Consider the following 17,507-nt stretch of genomic DNA (forward strand, 5'->3'; position numbering starts at 1 on the left):
CCAGACCCACCCCCGGCCGGAGGAGACCTCATGACCAGCACCGCCCGCGTCGTCGTCGACGAGGAGTACTCGATCGCCGAGATCGACCCCCGCATCTACGGATCGTTCGTGGAGCACATGGGCCGATGCGTCTACGACGGGCTCTACTCCCCCGACCACCCCACGGCCGATGCCGACGGCTTCCGCGGCGACGTCGCGGACGTGGTGCGCGAGCTCGGCCCGACGATCCTGCGCTACCCGGGCGGGAACTTCGTCTCCGGCTACGACTGGGAGGACGGCGTCGGGCCGCGCGAAGACCGCCCGGAGCGGCTCGACCTCGCCTGGCGCAGCTTCGAGAGCAACCAGGTGGGCACGGACGAGTTCCTGCGCTGGTGCGGCCGGGTCGGGATCGAGCCGATGATGGCCGTGAACCTGGGCTCGCGCGGGATCCGCGAAGCGGTCGACCTGCTCGAGTACTGCAACGGGCGGGGTGGCACGCCCGCCTCCGACCTGCGCCGTCGGAACGGGCAGGCCGACCCCTACGGGGTGCGGACCTGGTGCCTGGGCAACGAGATGGACGGCCCGTGGCAGATCGGGCACAAGAGTGCCGAGGACTACGGCAAGCTCGCCGCGCAGACCGCCGTCGCGATGAAGCGGGCCGACCCGGGCATCGAGCTGGTCGCGTGCGGCACGTCGAAGCCGGTGATGCCGACCTTCGCCACCTGGGAGGCGCAGATGCTCGAGCACTGCTACCGCCACGTGGACTACGTCTCGATGCACATGTACGTCGACCCCGACCTCTACCCCGACACCGCCAGCCTGCTCGCCGCCGGGGTCGAGATCGACGACTACATCGCCGCCGTGACCGCCAGCGTCGACTACGCGCGCGCCGCCGGCCGGCACTCGAAGCCGATGCCGCTCTCCTTCGACGAGTGGAACGTCTGGTACAACTCCCGTCCGCGCGATCTCGGGGACTGGCCGCACGCGCCCCGGTTGATCGAGGACACCTACACCCTGGCCGATGCCCTGGTGCTCGGCTCGTTCCTCACCTCGATCCTGCGCGCCTCGGACCGGGTGCGGATGGCGTGCCTGGCCCAGCTGGTGAACGTGATCGCACCGATCCGCACCGAGCCCGGGGGCGGGCAGGTGTGGCGCCAGCCCACCTTCTACCCGTTCGCCCTGACGGCGCGCTACGGGCGCGGGACCGCCCTGCGGCCGGCGGTCACCTGCCCGCGGCTGAGCACCGCCGCCCACGACGACGTCCCCCAGCTCGACGTGGCCGCCACCAGGTCCGAGGACGAGATGGTCGTGTTCGTGGTGAACCGGTCGCTGGCGGAGGCGGCGAGCCTGGAGCTGGACGTGCGGGTGCGCGGACACCGCCCGGGGCGGGTCGAGCACACCGTGCTCGCCGGGCCCGACCCCGCCGCGGTGAACGGACCGGACGCACCGGACGCCGTCGTGCCGGTGGTGCGTGACGCCGTCGCGCTGCGCCCGGGCGAGGCCAGCGTCGAGCTGCCGCCGGCATCGTGGTCGATGCTGCGGCTGCTTCCCTGAGCAGCGGCGGGCGCGAAGATCTCACTCTCGCGTGTACGTCCACGCAGTCAGTGTTCGACGGCCCCGGCCCGAGGGTTAGTCACTCTTCTACATCTGCCTGCCGAGGCGACTCCCCGGATCAGCCCCTACCGCACGAGCCGCGGCTGGGGCCCGTGCCCCAGGCCGCCTCGCACTCCTCACATTCGCTCAACTTGTGGAAGCACCGCGACTACTGTCGAAGGCATTGCCACACGGTAGACTCTTCTTATGGAGATGCGCGGGGTGGTCGACATCTCCGAGTGGATCGCCGTTGATGAGGAGCCGGGCGGCGCGGAGGTAAAAACGTGGCTCGCACCCCGAACGGGGGATGATGAACGCTGGCTCTTCAAGCCAGTAAGGCGCGGCGACAAGGCCGTGAAAGGCGGCGGTGAGCCTGAAGTTTTCCTACAGGGGAACCCATGGGCGGAATCCATAGCTTACAGACTGGGGATTGCACTGGGCGTCCCCATGGCCCAGGCGGAACTCGCTAGGTGGGGCATCTTAGAGGGGAGCATATCTCGCGACGTCAGCCCTGAGGGCTGGAGCCTGCATAGCGGTTCGGTGAGACTCGCAGAGGTCGCTCCCGAGTACGTGCCGCGCACCTCGAAAGACAAACGGCCCGACCGAGTTGGACACAGCCTTCCTCGAATTTTCGAGGCGCTGCACGGGGTAGCAGGACCTCTTGGCAGTCCGTACGAAGACTGGCCCGCGATTGACGTCTTCGCAGCTTTCCTGCTACTTGACGCACTGATCGCGAATCAGGATCGACATGAGGAAAATTGGGCAGTTCTCGACGGACCGGACGGAGAACTACACCTCTCGCCCGCGTTCGACCATGGCAGCTCACTCGGGGCTGGGATGGACGACATCGCGCGCAGGCGCATCCTCGACACTGACCGAGTCACAAGGTGGTGTGAGCGAGGTCGCGCTCTGAAGATCGAACGTGCCGAAGGCCGTGTGCGTAGACTCGTCGAACTCGCCAGTGACGCGTTCGACATGTGTCACCCGTCGAACCGGCGGTACTGGAGCGCACGGCTGACAAGTCTCGATCTCGGACATGTTGACGAGGTGATCGCGACGACGCCGCGCATGTCAGAGGTTGCGCGTACGCTCGCGGGAGCGGTACTGAGGGTCAACAGGGAGAGGTTGCTGCAATGTCTAGCCAGGTCCTAGAGCAGCATCCGCAGCGACAGTCCGCGCCGAGGCCGGTTGAACGGCTCGTAGTGACGCGCCGAAGCGGCCAAGGGCGCTACGCCTCCTTGGGCTTCTTGGAGGCCCGCGGCGAGACGTACGAGTTCAGTTACCTGCGCTCAGCCGTGTCCAATCCTGAGTTCGTACCGCTTCCAGGCTTCTCGGATCCCCAACGACGCTACCGTGAATCCTACCTTTTTCCGCTCTTTGCGGAGCGGATGATGAGCCCGCGAAGGCCAGACCGACCCAGCTACTTACGGAAATTGGCGCTAGATCCTGATGCAGACGCCATGGAGATCCTGGCCCGTTCAGGCGGACGACGCAACGGCGACACCATCGAACTCTTCCGCGCGCCTTACCAAGACGATGACGGCCGCGTCCGTTCGGACTTTCTTGTCCACGGGATTAGACACATGTCGCCGGGCGCATCGGAAGAGGTCGCGCGTTTGCAACGCGGCGAAAAGTTGTTGCTGCAAACGGAGCCCGAGAATGTGTACAGCCCTCACGCGATTGTCGTCGTGAGCAGCCGGAGCGTTAAGTTGGGATACGTGCCTGATCCTCTGGCTGGATTCGTAAGCAACCTCTGTGAGATCAGTGCGCCCTGTGCGGAAGTTCAGGTCGCCAATGGCGTCCATGTAGTGCCACACATGCGATTGCTCATTTCCGTGACAGCCGAAACTCCTCGCGGCTACCGGCCCCTGAGTGGTCCGGAATGGGAAACAGTATCTTGATCCGTCGGCAAGCGACTAGTCTGGATGCGACCGTTCGCCTGACTAGACCGAAGCACCAAGGTGCCTGAGGCTCCCGCACCGCCCGCGCGCCAGGGCCTGCCAGATTCTGGGATGATGACCTACATGGAGCGCGTCCCCTTCGCCGAGTTGCCCGATATCGCCCTCGGCCCGTTGGACGGCCGCTACCGACGGGTGGTGGCCCCCCTGGTGGACCACCTCTCCGAGGCGGCGCTGAACCGGGCCCGGTTGCAGGTGGAGGTGGAGTGGCTGATCCACCTCACCACCACCCACGTGCTGCCCGGGGCACCCGACCTGAGCGAGCGCGAGATCGCCTACCTGCGCGAGGTCGTCGCCACGTTCGGGGCGGCGGAGATCGCCGAGCTCGGCGAGATCGAGGCCGAGACCCTGCACGACGTCAAGGCGATCGAGTACTTCCTCAAGCGCCGCCTCGCCGCGGCGCCGGACTCCCTCGGCGAGGACACGGTGCTCCCCCGCGTCAGCGAGATCGTGCACATCTTCTGCACCAGCGAGGACATCAACAATCTGTCCTACGCGCTGACGGTGCGCGACGCCGTCGAGCAGGTGTGGCTGCCCGCCGCCCGCACGGTGACCGACGCCGTCGCCGACCTCGCCCGTGAGCACGCGGCCGTTCCCATGCTCGCCCGCACCCACGGCCAGTCCGCCACCCCGGTGACCCTGGGCAAGGAGCTGGCGGTGCTCGCCCACCGGCTGCGCCGGCAGATCCGCCGCATCGAGGGCGGCGAGTACCTGGGCAAGATCAACGGCGCGACCGGCACCTACGGCGCCCACAGCGTCTCCGTGCCCGGTGCGGACTGGCAGGAGGTGGCCCGCACGTTCGTCGAGCACCTCGGGCTCACCTGGAACCCGCTCACCACCCAGATCGAGAGCCACGACTGGCAGGCGGAGATCTACGCCGACGTCGCGCGGTTCAACCGCATCCTGCACAACCTCGCCACCGACGTGTGGACCTACATCTCCCTCGGCTACTTCCGCCAGCGGCTCTCCGCGCAGGGCTCCACCGGGTCCTCGACCATGCCGCACAAGGTGAACCCGATCCGGTTCGAGAACGCCGAGGCGAACCTGGAGATCTCCTGCTCGCTGCTGGACACGCTCTCGGCCACGCTGGTCACCTCCCGCCTGCAACGCGACCTCACCGACTCCACCACCCAGCGCAACATCGGCGTCGCCTTCGGGCACTCGCTGCTCGCTCTGGACAACGTGCGCCGCGGGCTCGCCGGCCTGGACGTCGACGCCGCCACCATGGCTGCCGACCTCGACGCGAACTGGGAGGTGCTCGGCGAGGCGGTGCAGTCGGCGATGCGCGCCGCCGGGATCGCCGGGGCCCAGGGGATGGCCGACCCGTACGAGCGGCTCAAGGAGCTCACCCGCGGCCGGCGCGTGGACGGGCCCGCCATGCGGGAGTTCATCGCCGGGCTCGGCCTGCCCGATGACGTCGAGGCCCGTCTGCTCGCGCTGGGACCGGCCGACTACGTCGGGCTGGCCCCCGAGCTCGTCGCGCATCTGGACTGAGCGGCCCGCTTCCCGCCGACCGCAGAGGCCGGCGTGCCCGGGCCGCGGCCGAATGCCGACAGAAAGTGCGCCGTGGACCGCCGCCTCCTCCCCTCCCTCGTCGCAGCGAACCTCGTCCTCGCCATCATGTACGCGGCGGTGGCGGGCGTACTCGTGCCGGCTCAGATCGCCCGGGCCGAGCCGGAGAACAAGGAGGCCGTGCTCGCCGTCATCATGACGGCGTCCTCCCTGCTCACCGTGCTGATGCGGCCCGTGCTCGGGGTGGCCACGGACCGCACCCGGAGCCGCTGGGGGCCGCGGTCCCCGTGGCTCGCCGGCGGGGCCGCCGGTGCTGCGATCGCCCTGGTGCTCCTCGGCCAGGCGAGCACGGCGGTGACCATCGGCCTCGGCTGGCTGATCGTCCAGCCGGCGCTGAACGCGATCGAGGCCCCGCTGGACGCCGTGCTCGCCGACCGCGTGCCGGCCGGCGAGCGACCACGGGTGTCGGCGTTCTTCGGTGCTGGCGCGGCCATCGGCCTCGCCGTCGGAGCCGGGGGCGCCGGTCTGCTGGTCGGATTCGACGGCATCCACGCGGCGCTGGCCGTGCTGCTGCTCGTCACCATGGTCGCCTTCGTGCTGCTGAACCCGGGACGCATCACCCGGCCGCGTGGCGCCTCCCTCCCCCTCCGGCTCGCCTGGCGCTCCCGCGCGCTCCGGATCGTCTTCGGTGGCCGGTTCGCGCTCGTCCTCGGTCAGCAGCTCGTGCTCGGCTACCTGCTCTACCTCGTCATGGATCGCACCGGCGCGCAGGTGGAGGAGGCGGGCCGGCTGGTCACGGTGCTCACCGGTGCCCACATCCTCGCCATCGTGGCCGGGGCGATGATCGCCTCGCGAGTGGTGGGGCCGCGGCGGGTCCCCTGGGTGCTGGTCGCCACCGGGCTGATCGCCCTCGGACTGGTGATCGCGCTCGTGTGGCCGGGGCTCGGCGGACTGATCGGCTACGCCGTCGTGGCGGGGGCGGGGCGCGGGCTGTACCTGAGCGCGGACCTGGCGCTCATGCTCGACCTGCTCCCCTCGCCGGCGGACGCCGGCCGTGATCTGGGCGTGCTGGGCCTGGCGACGATCCTGCCGCAGGTGCTCGCGCCCGCCCTCGCCGGGGCTGTCCTCGTCCTCACCGGCGGGCACTACTCGTGGCTGTTCATCCTGGCGCTGTTGGCGGTGACACTCTCCGGAGTCATCATGGCGCGGCTGCTGCGCTTCCGGCGCACGCAATAGAGCAGGTGCCCCGGCCTCGCCGGGGCACCCGCTCCTCACCGCATCGACCGTGGCACGGTCACTGGGACGCGTCGTAGGCCGCCTGGTAGATCTCCACGTAGCGGTCACTGCCGTTGGCCACCAGCTCGTCCTGGAAGGCCTGCCACGCGGCGTCGTCGTCGATGTCTCGCACACCGGTGACGAACTCGGCGCTGGCCTGCAGCACCAGGGACTCCACGTTGGTCTGGACGGTCGAGAGCTCGCTCGCATCCTCCTCCGGGACCCACAGGTTCCAGTACGGGAAGGCCTCCTCGGGGCTGTTCTCCGCATAGGGCTGGGTGGCCTCGAAGAGCCGGCGCTCGTAGCCGGACAGGTCGTAGATGTCCTCCGGGACCACCTGGGACTGCCGGAACTCCTGGCTGCCGTAGTACTGCGCGAGCGGGCCCCAGGCGGAGTTGGTGTTCTCACTGGCCTCGGCCCCGCTCAGGCGGTGGCGCACGTACAGCGGGTCCAGCTCCTCGTTCAGCGCGACGTCACCCTCCTGGGCGTAGTCCCAGGCCACGCCCTCCTCGCCCCACTCGGCGCGCAGGTGGTTGTCGTAGTCGATCATCCAGTCCACGATCTCCACGAGCGTGGCCGCCTCCTCGTCGGTGGCGTTGTTGGTGACGACGAAGGTCGCACCGGCCGAGGACGAGCTGATCTGCGACGCGGGCGAGCCATTCGGACCCGTCAGCGGGGGCAGGGCGTCGTAGTCGGCGTCGCGCCCGTCCTCCTGGCCCACGGTGACGAAGACGCCCGGGTGGCCGACGCTCGCGGCACCGAGGATCGGGTCACCGGCGACGTCGCCGAGGGCGAGCAGCGCATCCTGGTTCTGGGTGAAGGCGGCCTCGTCGATCAGGCCCTCCTCGAACAGCGAGTTCACGTAGGTCAGCCCCTCGCGCCATCCCTCGCGGGTGGGCTGCAGCGTCACCTCGTCGCCCTGCAGCGCCAGCGAGCCCGGGTCGGACCCGCTCGTGCTGGAGGTGGCCATGTAGACGAAGGGGTTCATCAGGAACGGCAGCACCGAGTTCGCCCCCGGCGAGCCGGACAGCGGCACCTCGTCGGCCTCGCCGTTCCCGTTGGGGTCCTGCTCCTTGAATGCGGTCAGCACCTCCCGCAGCTCCTCCGGCGTGCCCGGCTGCTCCATCCCGACGGCGTCCAGCCAGGCCGTGTTCATCCACAGCTTCGAGGGGTAGGTGCAGTGGAAGCAGTCGTTCCACTGCGGCAGACCCCACACGTTCCCGTCCGGCGCGGTCGCCAGGGCCTCCCACTCGGGGGTGTCGGCCCAAGCGGCCTGCAGGTTCGGTGCGTTCTCCTCGAGCAGGTCGTTCAGCGGCCGGATCAGGCCCTGGTCGCCGAACTTGATGAGCTCGGCCTGGGTGAACTGGTCCACCCACGGGATCAGCAGGAAGGCGTCCGGGTAGTCGCCACTGGCCAGGGTGATCTGGCGCGATTCCGCGGCCGCCGCGGCGTCCCACGTGGTGGTCTCGAACTGCAGGTCGACGCCGAACTCCTCCTCCAGCAGCAGCGTGAAGGAGCTCGTGTTGAGGTCGCGGTCGGGGCCCTGCTGGCTGTAGATGGTCAGGACGCCGTCGTCGGTGGGCTCCTCCTCCCCGCCCGGGGCGCAGGCGCTGATCCCCAGCGCCAGGCCACCGGCGGCGAGAACAGCCGCGGCTCTGCGGTGCGTGCGTGTCATGTCGTGCCTCTCTTCGTCGTGAGGGAGTGCCACCGTCCTCGGTGGCGGGGGGGTTGAGGAGGTCAGCCCTTGACCGCACCCAGGAGCAGGCCCCGGGTGAAGTAGCGGGCGACGAACGGATAGATGAGCATCATCGGAACCGTGGAGACCACGATGAGCGAGTACTTCAGCAGGCTCGCCAGCTGTTGTCGTTCGATCGCGGCCGTGACGTCGGCTCCGGCGTCGGTGTTGAGGATGAGGATGTTGCGCAACACCAGCTGGAGCGGATAGAGACTGTCGTCGCGCAGGTAGATGAGCGCATCGAAGTAGGAGTTCCACTGCACGATCGCGTACATCAGCGCAATCACCGCCAGCATCGGGGCGGACAGCGGCAGCACCACCTTCCACAGGATGCGCAGGTCGCTGGCGCCGTCGATCTCCCCCGCCTCGCGCAGCTCGTCCGGGATGGCGGTGCGGAAGTAGGTGATGGCCAGGATCGCCGGCCACACCGCCACCGCCTTGGGGATGAGCAGAGCCCAGCGGGTGTCGAGCATGCCCAGGTTCTGCACCACGAGGTAGGTCGGGATCAGCCCGCCCGCGAAGAGCATCGTGAACACCACCGCGGCGGTGAGCACCTTCCTGCCCACGAAGTCGGCGCGCGAGAGCGGGTAGGCGAGCATGACGGTGAGCGTCACGCTGATCGCGGTGCCGGCGATCGTGTAGAAGAACGAGTTCGCGAAGCCGGTCAGGATCGTCGGGTTGGTCAGGACCACCTCGTAGCCGCGCAGCGTGAAGTCGACCGGCCACAGGAACACCCGCCCGGCCGAGACCGCCTCGGGGCTGCTGAAGGAGCTGACCACGATGTACCACAGCGGCAGCAGCACCACGAGCAGGAAGGTCGTCAGCAGGATGTAGACGCCCACCAGGAACACCCGGTCGACCGGGGATTCGCGCACCCGCCGGCGGCGCCCGGGGCGGTCCGGACGGCTGGTGCGGCTGGTGCGGCTCGGCTTCGTCACGGCGGCGCTCACCACAGCCCCTTTCCTGTCACGCGCTTGGCGACGATGTTCACGCCCACCAGCAGCACGAGGTTGATCACGGAGTTGAACAGGCCGATCGCGGTGGCCAGGCTGAAGTCGGCGTTCTGGATGCCGATCTTGTAGGTGTAGGTGGCGATGATCTCCGACTGCGAGAGGTTGAGCGGGTTCTGCAGCAGGAACGCCTTCTCGAAGCCGACCGCCATGATGGAACCGACCGAGAGGATCAGGACCACCACGATGGTCGGGGTGATGCTCGGCAGGTCGACGTGCCAGATCTTCTGCAGCCGGTTCGCGCCGTCCACCTTCGCAGCCTCGTACAGGCCCGGGTCCACGCCCGCGAGCGCCGCGAGGTAGATGACGGCGGAGTAGCCGGCGGTCTGCCACACCTCGCTCCACACGTACACGTGCCGGAAGAAGTCCGGCTGGGCCAGGTAGTCCGTGGCCGGTAGGCCGAAGAATCCGGTGAGCTCGCTGGCCAGGCCGATCCTCGGGGAGAGGATGAGGATCGCCATCGAGACCACGATCACGGTGGAGATGAAGTACGGGGCATAGGTGACCATCTGCACGGTCTTCTTGAAGAACCGGGCACGGATCTCGTTCAGCGCGAGCGCCAGGATGATCGGGATCGGGAAGCTGGCGATCAGCGCGTACAGGCTGAGCAGGAAGGTGTTGCTGACCACCGTGGTGAACATCGGGTTGTCGAAGAACCGCTGGAAGTACTCCAGCCCGGCCCACGGCGAACCCCAGATGCCCTGGACCACGTTGTAGTCCTTGAACGCGATGATGGCGTTGGCCATCGGGACGTACTGGAAGATCAGGAAGTACAGCAGCGGGGGGATGACGAGCAGGTAGAGCTGCCAGTGCCGGCGGATCGACCGGCGTAGCCGGCCCCGGCGGCCCCCGGCCCAGCGGCGCGCCGGCGGCGGCATGGCGACACCTCGCGTCGCGACCGGCGGCGGCGCCGCGCCGGCCGTGCCCAGACCGGTATGCACCACTGGGTGACTCCTCTCGATGTGAACCGAGGGCGTGGCGCCTGCCGCTCAGGGCGCAGTTTGCGAACCATGACCTCGTCGTCCGGTGAATCGTTTCTCTGATGCTAGCCAGGCGCCGAACCGGAACGCAACCCACCGAGATCAAATCGAGACCTTGCGCCGAATAATCAGTCAATCTCAGGCTTGCCAGGCTCCCACTCCCACCGGCTATGGTGGTGCTCCTCGCATTAAAACGATTCTCCCGAGGTGACAGTGTCGTCCACGTTCACGTTCGTGCAGCCGCCCCCTGAGCCGGCCACGGATCCCCGCGTCCACCAGCTCGCGTTCGCCGGCGCCGCCGCCGAGTGGGTCGAGGCGCTGCCCCTCGGCGACGGCCGCCTCGGGGCAATGGTCTTCGGCGGCGCCACCGAGGAGCTGATCTGGCTCAGCGAGGGCAGCGTGTGGTCCGGTCCGCCGGAGCGGCACCCCTCCCACCCGGTGACGGCGGAGGTCGCCCGGGAGGCGATCCGCACCTCCCGGGCCGCGCTCGCTGCCGGCGACCCGGTCGGCGCCGAGCGTGCCCTGCTCGCCCTCCAGCACTCCTGGCCCCAGGCGTTCCAGCCGCTGGCGCGGTTGCGCCGCACCGTGGCCGCCGCCGCAGCGGAGCCCGCCCCCCAGGATCAGGTGTTGCCCGAGCACGATCACGCCGACACCGCCGAGGTGCACACCCGCGGCTTGGACCTGCGCTCGGCGACAGCCTGGACCCGCGCCGGTTCCGGGGCCGCCACCCTCGAGCAACGCGCGTTCGTGAGCGCTCCCCGCAACGTCATGGTCCTGCAGGTCAGCGGCACGGCGGACGACTCGGCCCAGCCCGTCACCTTCACCCTCGACTCGCCGCTGCGGCTGGAGCGCAGCGGCGCCGAAGGCGAGGAGGCATGGGTGGTGCTGCGCGCCCCCGACGACGTCGCCCCCGCGGTCCAGCGTGACCCGCACCCGGTCCGGTGGTCCGACGAACCCCGCGGGGTCCAGGCCGCCGTGGCGCTGCGGGCGGTCGGCGGCGAGGTCCGCACCCGCGCCACCGGGTCCGGGATCGTGGTGGAGGTCAGCGGCGAGGCCACCCTGCTGCTGGCGGTACGCACCACCTTCGTCCAACTCGGCGCCGACCCCACCGGCGATCTCGCCGAGGCGCTGGCCGGCGCTCGCGCCGCGTGCCGCGAGGCCGCCCGTGCCGGGGTCGAGGCGGTCCAGGCCGAGCACGTCCACGCTCACCGCGCCCTGTATGACCGGGCCGAGCTGACGCTCGGACGAGGCGGCGAGGATGCGGCCCTGCCGGCCCTGCCGGCGATCGACACGGCGATCGACACCGACGCCCTGCTCGCCGCCGCCCAGGACGGCGAGAGCGCCCGCGCCGGCGCCGCACCGGAACTGACCGCCCTGCTGTTCCAGTACGGGCGCTACCTGCTGATCAGCAGCTCCCGACCAGGCGGCACCCCGGCGAACCTGCAGGGCGTGTGGAACCAGCGGATGCAACCGCCGTGGAGCTCGACCTTCACGATGAACATCAACACCGAGATGAACTACTGGCTCGCCGAGACCACGAGCCTGCCGGAGTGCGCCGAGCCGCTGTTCGACCTGGTCGAGGCCCTGGCCGAGCGGGGCCGTGAACCGGCCGATCGCATCTACGGCTCCTCTGGCTGGGTGGCCCACCACGCCAGCGACATCTGGGCGTTCGCCGACCCGATGGGCGATGGCACACATGATCCGGCCTGGGCATTCTGGCCGTTCGCGGGCGTCTGGCTCACCTCCCACCTGACCGACCGGCTCGCCTTCCACCACGACGACGCCCTCGCCCGGCGCTTCTGGCCCACCCTGCGGGGCGCGGCCCGGTTCGTGCTCGACTGGCTCGAGCCCCGCCCGGACGGCACCCTCGGCACCAGCCCCTCGACGTCGCCCGAGAACCGGTACGTGGTCGACGGCGAAGCCTCCTCCTCCGTGGCCACCGACGCCACCATGGACCTGGAGCTGGCGCGCCAGCTGTTGCGCTCCCTGCTGCGTATCGCCGAGCAGTACGGGCTGACCGACGAGGCGCTCCTGCACGAAGCCGCCGAGGCGCTGCCGCGGATCGCCCCGATCGGCACCGACTCGGCCGGGCTGCTGCGCGAGTGGGCGCAGGTGGAGGAGATGGTCGATCCCCGGCACCGCCACATCGCCCACCTCGTCGGGGTGCACCCGAGCGACGTCCCGCCGGCACCCGGGCAGGCCGCGGCCGCGAGCCGCAGCCTGGACGCCCGCGGCGACGAGGGCACCGGATGGTCGCTGGCGTGGAAGATGGCCATGCGCGCCCGCCTCCACCAGGCCGACGGCGTGGGCCGGCTACTCGACCTGTTCATGCGCCGCGCCGTGGACGTCACGCCCAAGCCCGGCGGCGGGCGGTGGCGCGGAGGCCTGTACCGCAACCTGTTCTCCGCCCACCCGCCGTTCCAGATCGACGGCAACTTCGGCATCGTCGCCGCACTCGCCGAGACCCTGCTGCACTCCCACGCCGGTGGCCTCGACCTGCTCCCCGCCCTACCGGCGGACCTGCCCGACGGCGCCGTGCGCGGCCTACGCGCCCGCACCGGGATCGCCGTCGACCTGCGCTGGTCCGGCGGCACCCTCCGGACAGCAACGCTTCGTTCCGACCACCACACCACGCAGACGGTGACGGTGCGCTACCGCTCGACCGCCCAGGATCTCCAGCTCCACCCGGGCCAGACGGTGCACCTGACCACCGAGGAGACCCGCTCATGACCGCATCCCCCACCATCGACCCGCTCGAGGGCTACCTCGTGCTCGACTTCAGCCAGTTCCTCGCCGGACCGGTGGCCGCCCTGCGGCTCGCCGACCTGGGCGCCCGGGTGGTCAAGATCGAGCGCCCCGGCACCGGCGACATCGGCCGCGGTCTGGCCTTCGCCGGCGCCCGCGCCGGCAGCGACACCGTCTCCTTCCATGCGATGAACCGCGGGAAGGAGAGCCTGGCCGCGGACCTGAAGAACCCTGAGGACCTGGCGATCGTGCGCCGGCTCGTGGAACAGGCCGACGTCGTCGTGGAGAACTTCCGCCCCGGGGTGATGGAACGCCTCGGCCTGGACTACGAGAGCGTCCGGGCCACCAACCCGGGGGTGGTCTACGGCTCGATCACCGGCTACGGGGAGGAGGGGCCTTGGCGCGACCGGCCCGGTCAGGACCTGCTCGCGCAGTCGATCGCCGGCCTGCCCTGGCTGCAGGCCGACCCCGAGCCCAGCCCGATGGGCATCGCCATCGCCGACCACCTCGCCTCCTGCCACCTGGCGCACGGCATCACCGCGCTGCTGCTGCGGCGCGCCCGCACCGGCATCGGCGGGCACGTGCGGACCTCCCTGCTGGAGGCGATGGTCGACCTGCAGTTCGAGATGCTCTCGGTGCGCCTGACCGAACCGGGGGCGCTGACCCAGCCCGTCCGCGGCCCGCACAGTGCGCACAGCTATCTGCCCGCTCCCTACGGGGTCTACCCGACGGCGGACGGTTACCTCTCGATCGCGATGAACCCCGTCCCCCGGATCGGTGAGCTGCTGGAGCTGCGGGAGCTGGTGGCGATGACCGACCCGCAGACCTGGTGGGAGCAGCGCTCGCGGATCGAGACCCTGATCGCGGACCGGCTGCGCACCGATACCACCGAGACCTGGCTGAGGATCCTGGACGAGGCCGACATCTGGTGCGCGCCGCTGCACACGGTCGACGAGCTGGTCGAGCACGAGGGCTTCCGCCGGATCGACATGGTCCAGACCCTGCAACGCTCCGAGGCCGACGGCACCCGCACCGAGGTCACCACCACCCGGATGCCGCTGCGTATCGACGGGGTGCGCCCGCGCTCCGCCAGTGCCGCTCCCTCCCTCGGCGCGGACAGCGAGCGCCTGCGGGACGAGCTCGCCCCCCACGCCGAGCAGGCCGCGGAGCGCGCGTCATGACCCTCACGCTGCGGGGGATGACGTGGGACCACGAACGCGGCCTGAACAGTGTGGTCGCAGCATCGGCCGCTTATCGTTCGCGTGCCTACGCAGATGCCGGCCACGACGTCGAGGTGGTCTGGGAGAAGCGCTCGCTGCAGGCCTTCGCCGACCAGGGCCTGGAGTCGATGGCGTCCGAGTTCGACCTGCTCGTCATCGATCACCCCCACATCCCCCACGCCGCCCATGCCGGCCTGCTCGCCCCGCTTCCCGACGGCGAAGGCCCGGCCGCCTTCGTCGGCCGCAGCTACCAGAGCTACCGGTGGCAGGGAGCCCAGTACGGGATGGCGATCGACGCCGCGGCGCAGGTGGCCGCCTACCGGCCGGACCTGCTGACCGAGCCGCCGCGCACGTGGGATGAGGTGCTTGAGCTGGCGGGCGAGGGCGTGGTGCTGTGGCCGTGCAAGCCCATCGACGCCTTCGCCTCCACGTTCACCCTCACCTCCGCACTGCAGGGTGAGGACGCCGGGCAGCACGGCCGCTTCGGTGAGCCGGACGCCTTCGCCGAGGCGTGGCGGACGCTGGGCCGGCTGCGCGATCTGGTTCCGCAGGAGTGCCTGGCCGAGAACCCGATCCAGGTCTGCGAGCGGCTCGCCGGCAGCGACCGCTGGTGCTACGCGCCGCTGTTGTACGGCTACAGCAACTACGCCCGGCCGGGGTTCCGCGAGCATCGGCTGGCCTGGACCGACATCCCGGAGATCGACGGCGAGCCGCGCGGGTCGATGCTGGGCGGGGCCGGCCTGTCGGTCTCGGCGCGCTCGAGCCACCTCGCCGAGGCGGTGGCGTTCGCGACCTGGGCCGGCACCGGTGAGGTGCAGCGCGGCGTCTACGCCCACGCCGGCGGGCAACCGGGGCACGTGGCCGCCTGGGAGGACCAGGAGCTGAACGCGCTGACCGCCGGATTCTTCACCGGCACCCGCCGCACGCTGGAGCTGGCGAGCCTGCGCCCGCAGCATCCCGGGTACATGGACGTGCAGAACGCCGCGAGCGCGCGGGTGCACCGGGCGCTGGTCAAGCGGGAGGGGCCCGCCGGTCTGCTGGCGGACCTGGACGAGATGGTCGCGACGCTGGGAGCACAGCATGCAGGTGGCTGACAGGTATCTGGAGGACTTCGCCGTCGGGGAGGTGCGCCGCACGCTCGGGCGCACGGTGACCGAGGCGGACGTGGTCCTGCACGCCGGCCAGTCCGGTGACTTCTTCCCCCACCACATGGACGAACGGTGGTGCGTGGAGGAGGCCGGCCTGGGCGGGCGCATCGCGCACGGCACGCTGATCATCGCGATCGCCGTCGGGATGACCGCCGGGGACGTGAACCCCCAGGCGATGAGCTACGGCTACGACCGGATCCGCTTCATCAAGCCGGTGCTGATCGGCGACACCATCACGGTCACCGCGGAGATCACCGAGGTGACCGATCATCCACGCCGGCCCGAGCTGGGCAGGGTGGACGAGCGGGTGACCGTGACCAACCAGCGGGGCGATACCGTGCTGTCGTTGGTGCACCTGTACGTCGTGACGAAGCGAGGCTCTGAGCAGTGATCGACGCCCACCTGCATGTCTGGGACCACGCCCGCTCCCCCTACGCCTGGCTCGCCGGGGCCCCGGAGGTGTTGCAGCGCAACCACCTCATCGACGAGGCGCGCGGCGCGCTGGCGCCCTGGGGCGCCGATCGGGCGGTGCTGGTGCAGGCCGACGAGACACTCGCCGAGACCGACTACCTGCTCGAGCTGGTGGCCGCCGACCCGCTGGTGGTGGGCGCCGTCGTCTACCTGCCGCTGGCGGACCCGGACACAGTCGCCGAGCAGCTGGAAGCCGGCCGCGCGGGCGTGGTCGGCGTGCGCAACCTCACCCACGACCGGCCCGACCCGGACTGGATCCTCGGCGCCGAGCAGCGCCGCAGCCTGCAGCTGATCGAGGAGGCCGGACTGCCTCTGGACTACGTGGCGACGCTGCCGCGCCACCGCGAGAACCTGCTCACCCTGGCCCAGGAGCATCCGGGTCTGACGTTCGTGCTGGATCATCTCGGCACACCGCCAGCCGAGCAGGGCGAGGCCTGGCAGCAGTGGCAGGACCAGCTCGCGAGCCTGGCCGCCCGGCCGAACGTCGTCGCGAAGGTCTCCGGGATCTACGGCGCCGACGGGCCTGTCGCACCGGAGCACATGCGTGCGGTGCTCGCCACGGCACTGGCGACGTTCGGCGCCGACCGGCTGCTGGTGGGCAGCGACTGGCCGGTGTGCACCGCGTTCGGCGGGGCCGAGGCCACGTTGCGGGTGCTGCTGGCCGAGGTCGACCGCCTGCCCGAGGGGCAGCGCCACGCGCTGCGGGAGAGGACGGCGGCGCGCGTCTACGGTCTCGACCGGTGAACGTCCCCGCCACCGAGAACGTCCCACGGCCGGAGCACGTGCCGGACCCGGCCTACCTGGCCGGGCCACCGGCACGGGCGCTGCCGATCGTCGTCATCGGGGCAGGCGGGATCGCCCGGGACGCCCACCTGCCCGCCTACCGCAAGGCACGGATGCCGGTGGCCGCCGTCGTGGATCTGGACGCGGGCCGTGCCCGCGATCTGGCGGCGGATTACGACATCCCGGCCACCTATGAGCGGCTGGAGGACGCCGTCGCCGAGCACGGCAGCGACGCCGTCTACGACGTGGCCGTGATGCCGGATGCGTTCGAGTCGATCCTGACGGCCCTGCCCGACGGCGCGGCGGTGCAGCTGCAGAAGCCGCTCGGCTACACCTATGCCGAGGCGAGCGCGCTGGTGACGCTCTGCGAGCGCAAGCAGCTGCGGGCCGCCGTCAACACCCAGCTGCGGTTCGCCCCGCACGTGGCGACCGCCCGCCGGCTGATCGCGGACGGCGCGATCGGGGAGCTGATCGATCTCGAGGCGCTCGTGCGGGTGGAGACGCCGTGGGAGCTGTTCCCGAGCGTGTTCGCGCTCGAGCGCATGGAGATGCCGATGCACTCGGTGCACTACGTGGACCTGGTGCGCTCCTTCGTCGGTGATCCGAGCGGGGTGAGCGCGGTGACCCTGCCCCACCCGCACAAGGAGCTGGCCAGCACCCGCAGTGCGTACCTGCTGCACTACGCCGACCGGCCGCTGCGCGTGACGATCAGCACCAACCACGACCATGCCTACGGCCCCGCGCACCAGGAGGCGGCCGTACTCTGGCACGGCACCGAGGGGGCGATCCGCACCGAGTTGGGGCTGCTGCTGGACTACCCGCGCGGCGGGCCCGACCTGCTCGAGATCACCGACGGCGGCGACTGGCGCGAGATCGAGGTCGAGGGGTCCTGGTTCCCGGACGCGTTCATCGGCTCGATGGGGGCCCTGCAGCGCTACGCGACCGGCGAATCCGCCACCCTGCCGACGTCGGCGGGTGATGTGCTGCGGACGATGGCCGTGCTGGAGGCCGCGCACGAGGCCGGCCGCTCCGGGGGGCACCCGCTGCCCGGGATGCTTCCCGGCCCCCAGGGGCCGAGTATTTGACCCGGACTCGGGT

At 70.4% G+C, this 17,507-nt stretch carries 14 protein-coding genes; 11 read left to right on the forward strand and 3 right to left on the reverse strand.

Going from position 1 to position 17,507, the window contains the following annotated elements; translation table 11 throughout:
- The first annotated feature begins 30 nt into the window (after window positions 1-30).
- The 5 genes from arfA (at window position 31) to LQF12_RS15600 (ending at window position 6,278) form a co-directional block, all read left to right on the forward strand.
- On the forward strand, window positions 31-1,533 hold the full coding sequence (gene arfA, locus LQF12_RS15585) for an arabinosylfuranosidase ArfA (protein WP_231053815.1): 1,503 nt from the start codon (window positions 31-33) through the stop codon (window positions 1,531-1,533).
- Between the two features lie 246 nt (window positions 1,534-1,779).
- Window positions 1,780-2,724: a HipA domain-containing protein gene (locus LQF12_RS15590; protein ID WP_231053816.1), complete on the forward strand. Its 945-nt coding sequence runs from the start codon at window positions 1,780-1,782 to the stop codon at window positions 2,722-2,724.
- A 308-nt stretch (window positions 2,725-3,032) separates the two neighbouring features.
- On the forward strand, window positions 3,033-3,473 hold the full coding sequence (locus LQF12_RS16520) for an HIRAN domain-containing protein (RefSeq protein WP_354004684.1): 441 nt from the start codon (window positions 3,033-3,035) through the stop codon (window positions 3,471-3,473).
- A gap of 114 nt (window positions 3,474-3,587) precedes the next feature.
- On the forward strand, window positions 3,588-5,024 hold the full coding sequence (gene purB, locus LQF12_RS15595; RefSeq protein WP_231055632.1) for an adenylosuccinate lyase: 1,437 nt from the start codon (window positions 3,588-3,590) through the stop codon (window positions 5,022-5,024).
- Window positions 5,025-5,096: 72 nt separating this feature from the next.
- A complete protein-coding gene (locus LQF12_RS15600; protein ID WP_231053817.1) occupies window positions 5,097-6,278 on the forward strand; it encodes an MFS transporter in 1,182 nt (393 codons plus the stop codon).
- 58 nt (window positions 6,279-6,336) lie between these two features.
- On the opposite strand, the gene LQF12_RS15605 is transcribed toward LQF12_RS15600, so the two are convergent.
- The 3 genes from LQF12_RS15605 to LQF12_RS15615 all read right to left on the reverse strand — a co-directional run bounded on the left by LQF12_RS15605 (window position 6,337) and on the right by LQF12_RS15615 (window position 10,006).
- Window positions 6,337-7,992: a type 2 periplasmic-binding domain-containing protein gene (locus LQF12_RS15605; RefSeq protein ID WP_231053818.1), complete on the reverse strand. Its 1,656-nt coding sequence runs from the start codon at window positions 7,990-7,992 to the stop codon at window positions 6,337-6,339.
- A gap of 62 nt (window positions 7,993-8,054) precedes the next feature.
- On the reverse strand, window positions 8,055-9,002 hold the full coding sequence (locus tag LQF12_RS15610; RefSeq protein WP_231053819.1) for a carbohydrate ABC transporter permease: 948 nt from the start codon (window positions 9,000-9,002) through the stop codon (window positions 8,055-8,057).
- Window positions 8,999-10,006, reverse strand: a complete 1,008-nt coding sequence (locus tag LQF12_RS15615; protein WP_231053820.1) for an ABC transporter permease — start codon at window positions 10,004-10,006, stop codon at window positions 8,999-9,001. The genes LQF12_RS15610 and LQF12_RS15615 overlap by 4 nt, the downstream gene beginning before the upstream one ends.
- 243 nt (window positions 10,007-10,249) lie before the next feature.
- Here LQF12_RS15615 and LQF12_RS15620 point away from each other — a divergent pair, with 243 nt between their 5' ends.
- Genes LQF12_RS15620 through LQF12_RS15645 form a run of 6 tightly spaced genes read left to right on the forward strand, consistent with a single transcriptional unit; the run spans window position 10,250 to window position 17,494 of the window.
- Complete coding sequence (locus LQF12_RS15620; protein ID WP_231053821.1) at window positions 10,250-12,772, forward strand: glycosyl hydrolase family 95 catalytic domain-containing protein; 2,523 nt, start codon at window positions 10,250-10,252, stop codon at window positions 12,770-12,772.
- On the forward strand, window positions 12,769-13,968 hold the full coding sequence (locus LQF12_RS15625; RefSeq protein WP_231053822.1) for a CaiB/BaiF CoA transferase family protein: 1,200 nt from the start codon (window positions 12,769-12,771) through the stop codon (window positions 13,966-13,968). Before LQF12_RS15620 ends, LQF12_RS15625 begins: the two co-directional genes overlap by 4 nt.
- Window positions 13,965-15,101, forward strand: coding sequence for an extracellular solute-binding protein (locus LQF12_RS15630; protein WP_231053823.1), 1,137 nt, complete (start codon window positions 13,965-13,967; stop codon window positions 15,099-15,101). The genes LQF12_RS15625 and LQF12_RS15630 overlap by 4 nt, the downstream gene beginning before the upstream one ends.
- Entirely contained in the window at window positions 15,088-15,546 is a 459-nt protein-coding gene (locus tag LQF12_RS15635; RefSeq protein ID WP_435531199.1) for a MaoC family dehydratase, read from the forward strand. The genes LQF12_RS15630 and LQF12_RS15635 overlap by 14 nt, the downstream gene beginning before the upstream one ends.
- A complete protein-coding gene (locus LQF12_RS15640) occupies window positions 15,543-16,370 on the forward strand; it encodes an amidohydrolase family protein (protein WP_231053825.1) in 828 nt (275 codons plus the stop codon). Before LQF12_RS15635 ends, LQF12_RS15640 begins: the two co-directional genes overlap by 4 nt.
- Entirely contained in the window at window positions 16,367-17,494 is a 1,128-nt protein-coding gene (locus LQF12_RS15645) for a Gfo/Idh/MocA family protein (protein WP_231053826.1), read from the forward strand. The genes LQF12_RS15640 and LQF12_RS15645 overlap by 4 nt, the downstream gene beginning before the upstream one ends.
- The last annotated feature ends 13 nt before the right edge of the window (window positions 17,495-17,507 follow it).

This window comes from Ruania suaedae (genome assembly GCF_021049265.1).
Lineage (GTDB): Bacteria > Actinomycetota > Actinomycetes > Actinomycetales > Beutenbergiaceae > Ruania > Ruania suaedae.

What these genes read in the sequence shown, in the direction of transcription:
- LQF12_RS16520 (WP_354004684.1), top strand. Translation starts at nt 3,033, where the DNA reads ATGGAGATCCTGGCCCGTTCAGGCGGACGACGCAACGGCGACACCATC.
- arfA (WP_231053815.1), top strand. Translation starts at nt 31, where the DNA reads ATGACCAGCACCGCCCGCGTCGTCGTCGACGAGGAGTACTCGATCGCC.
- LQF12_RS15625 (WP_231053822.1), top strand. Translation starts at nt 12,769, where the DNA reads ATGACCGCATCCCCCACCATCGACCCGCTCGAGGGCTACCTCGTGCTC.
- LQF12_RS15605 (WP_231053818.1), bottom strand. Translation starts at nt 7,992, where the DNA reads ATGACACGCACGCACCGCAGAGCCGCGGCTGTTCTCGCCGCCGGTGGC.
- LQF12_RS15630 (WP_231053823.1), top strand. Translation starts at nt 13,965, where the DNA reads ATGACCCTCACGCTGCGGGGGATGACGTGGGACCACGAACGCGGCCTG.
- LQF12_RS15635 (WP_435531199.1), top strand. Translation starts at nt 15,088, where the DNA reads ATGCAGGTGGCTGACAGGTATCTGGAGGACTTCGCCGTCGGGGAGGTG.
- LQF12_RS15590 (WP_231053816.1), top strand. Translation starts at nt 1,780, where the DNA reads ATGGAGATGCGCGGGGTGGTCGACATCTCCGAGTGGATCGCCGTTGAT.
- purB (WP_231055632.1), top strand. Translation starts at nt 3,588, where the DNA reads ATGACCTACATGGAGCGCGTCCCCTTCGCCGAGTTGCCCGATATCGCC.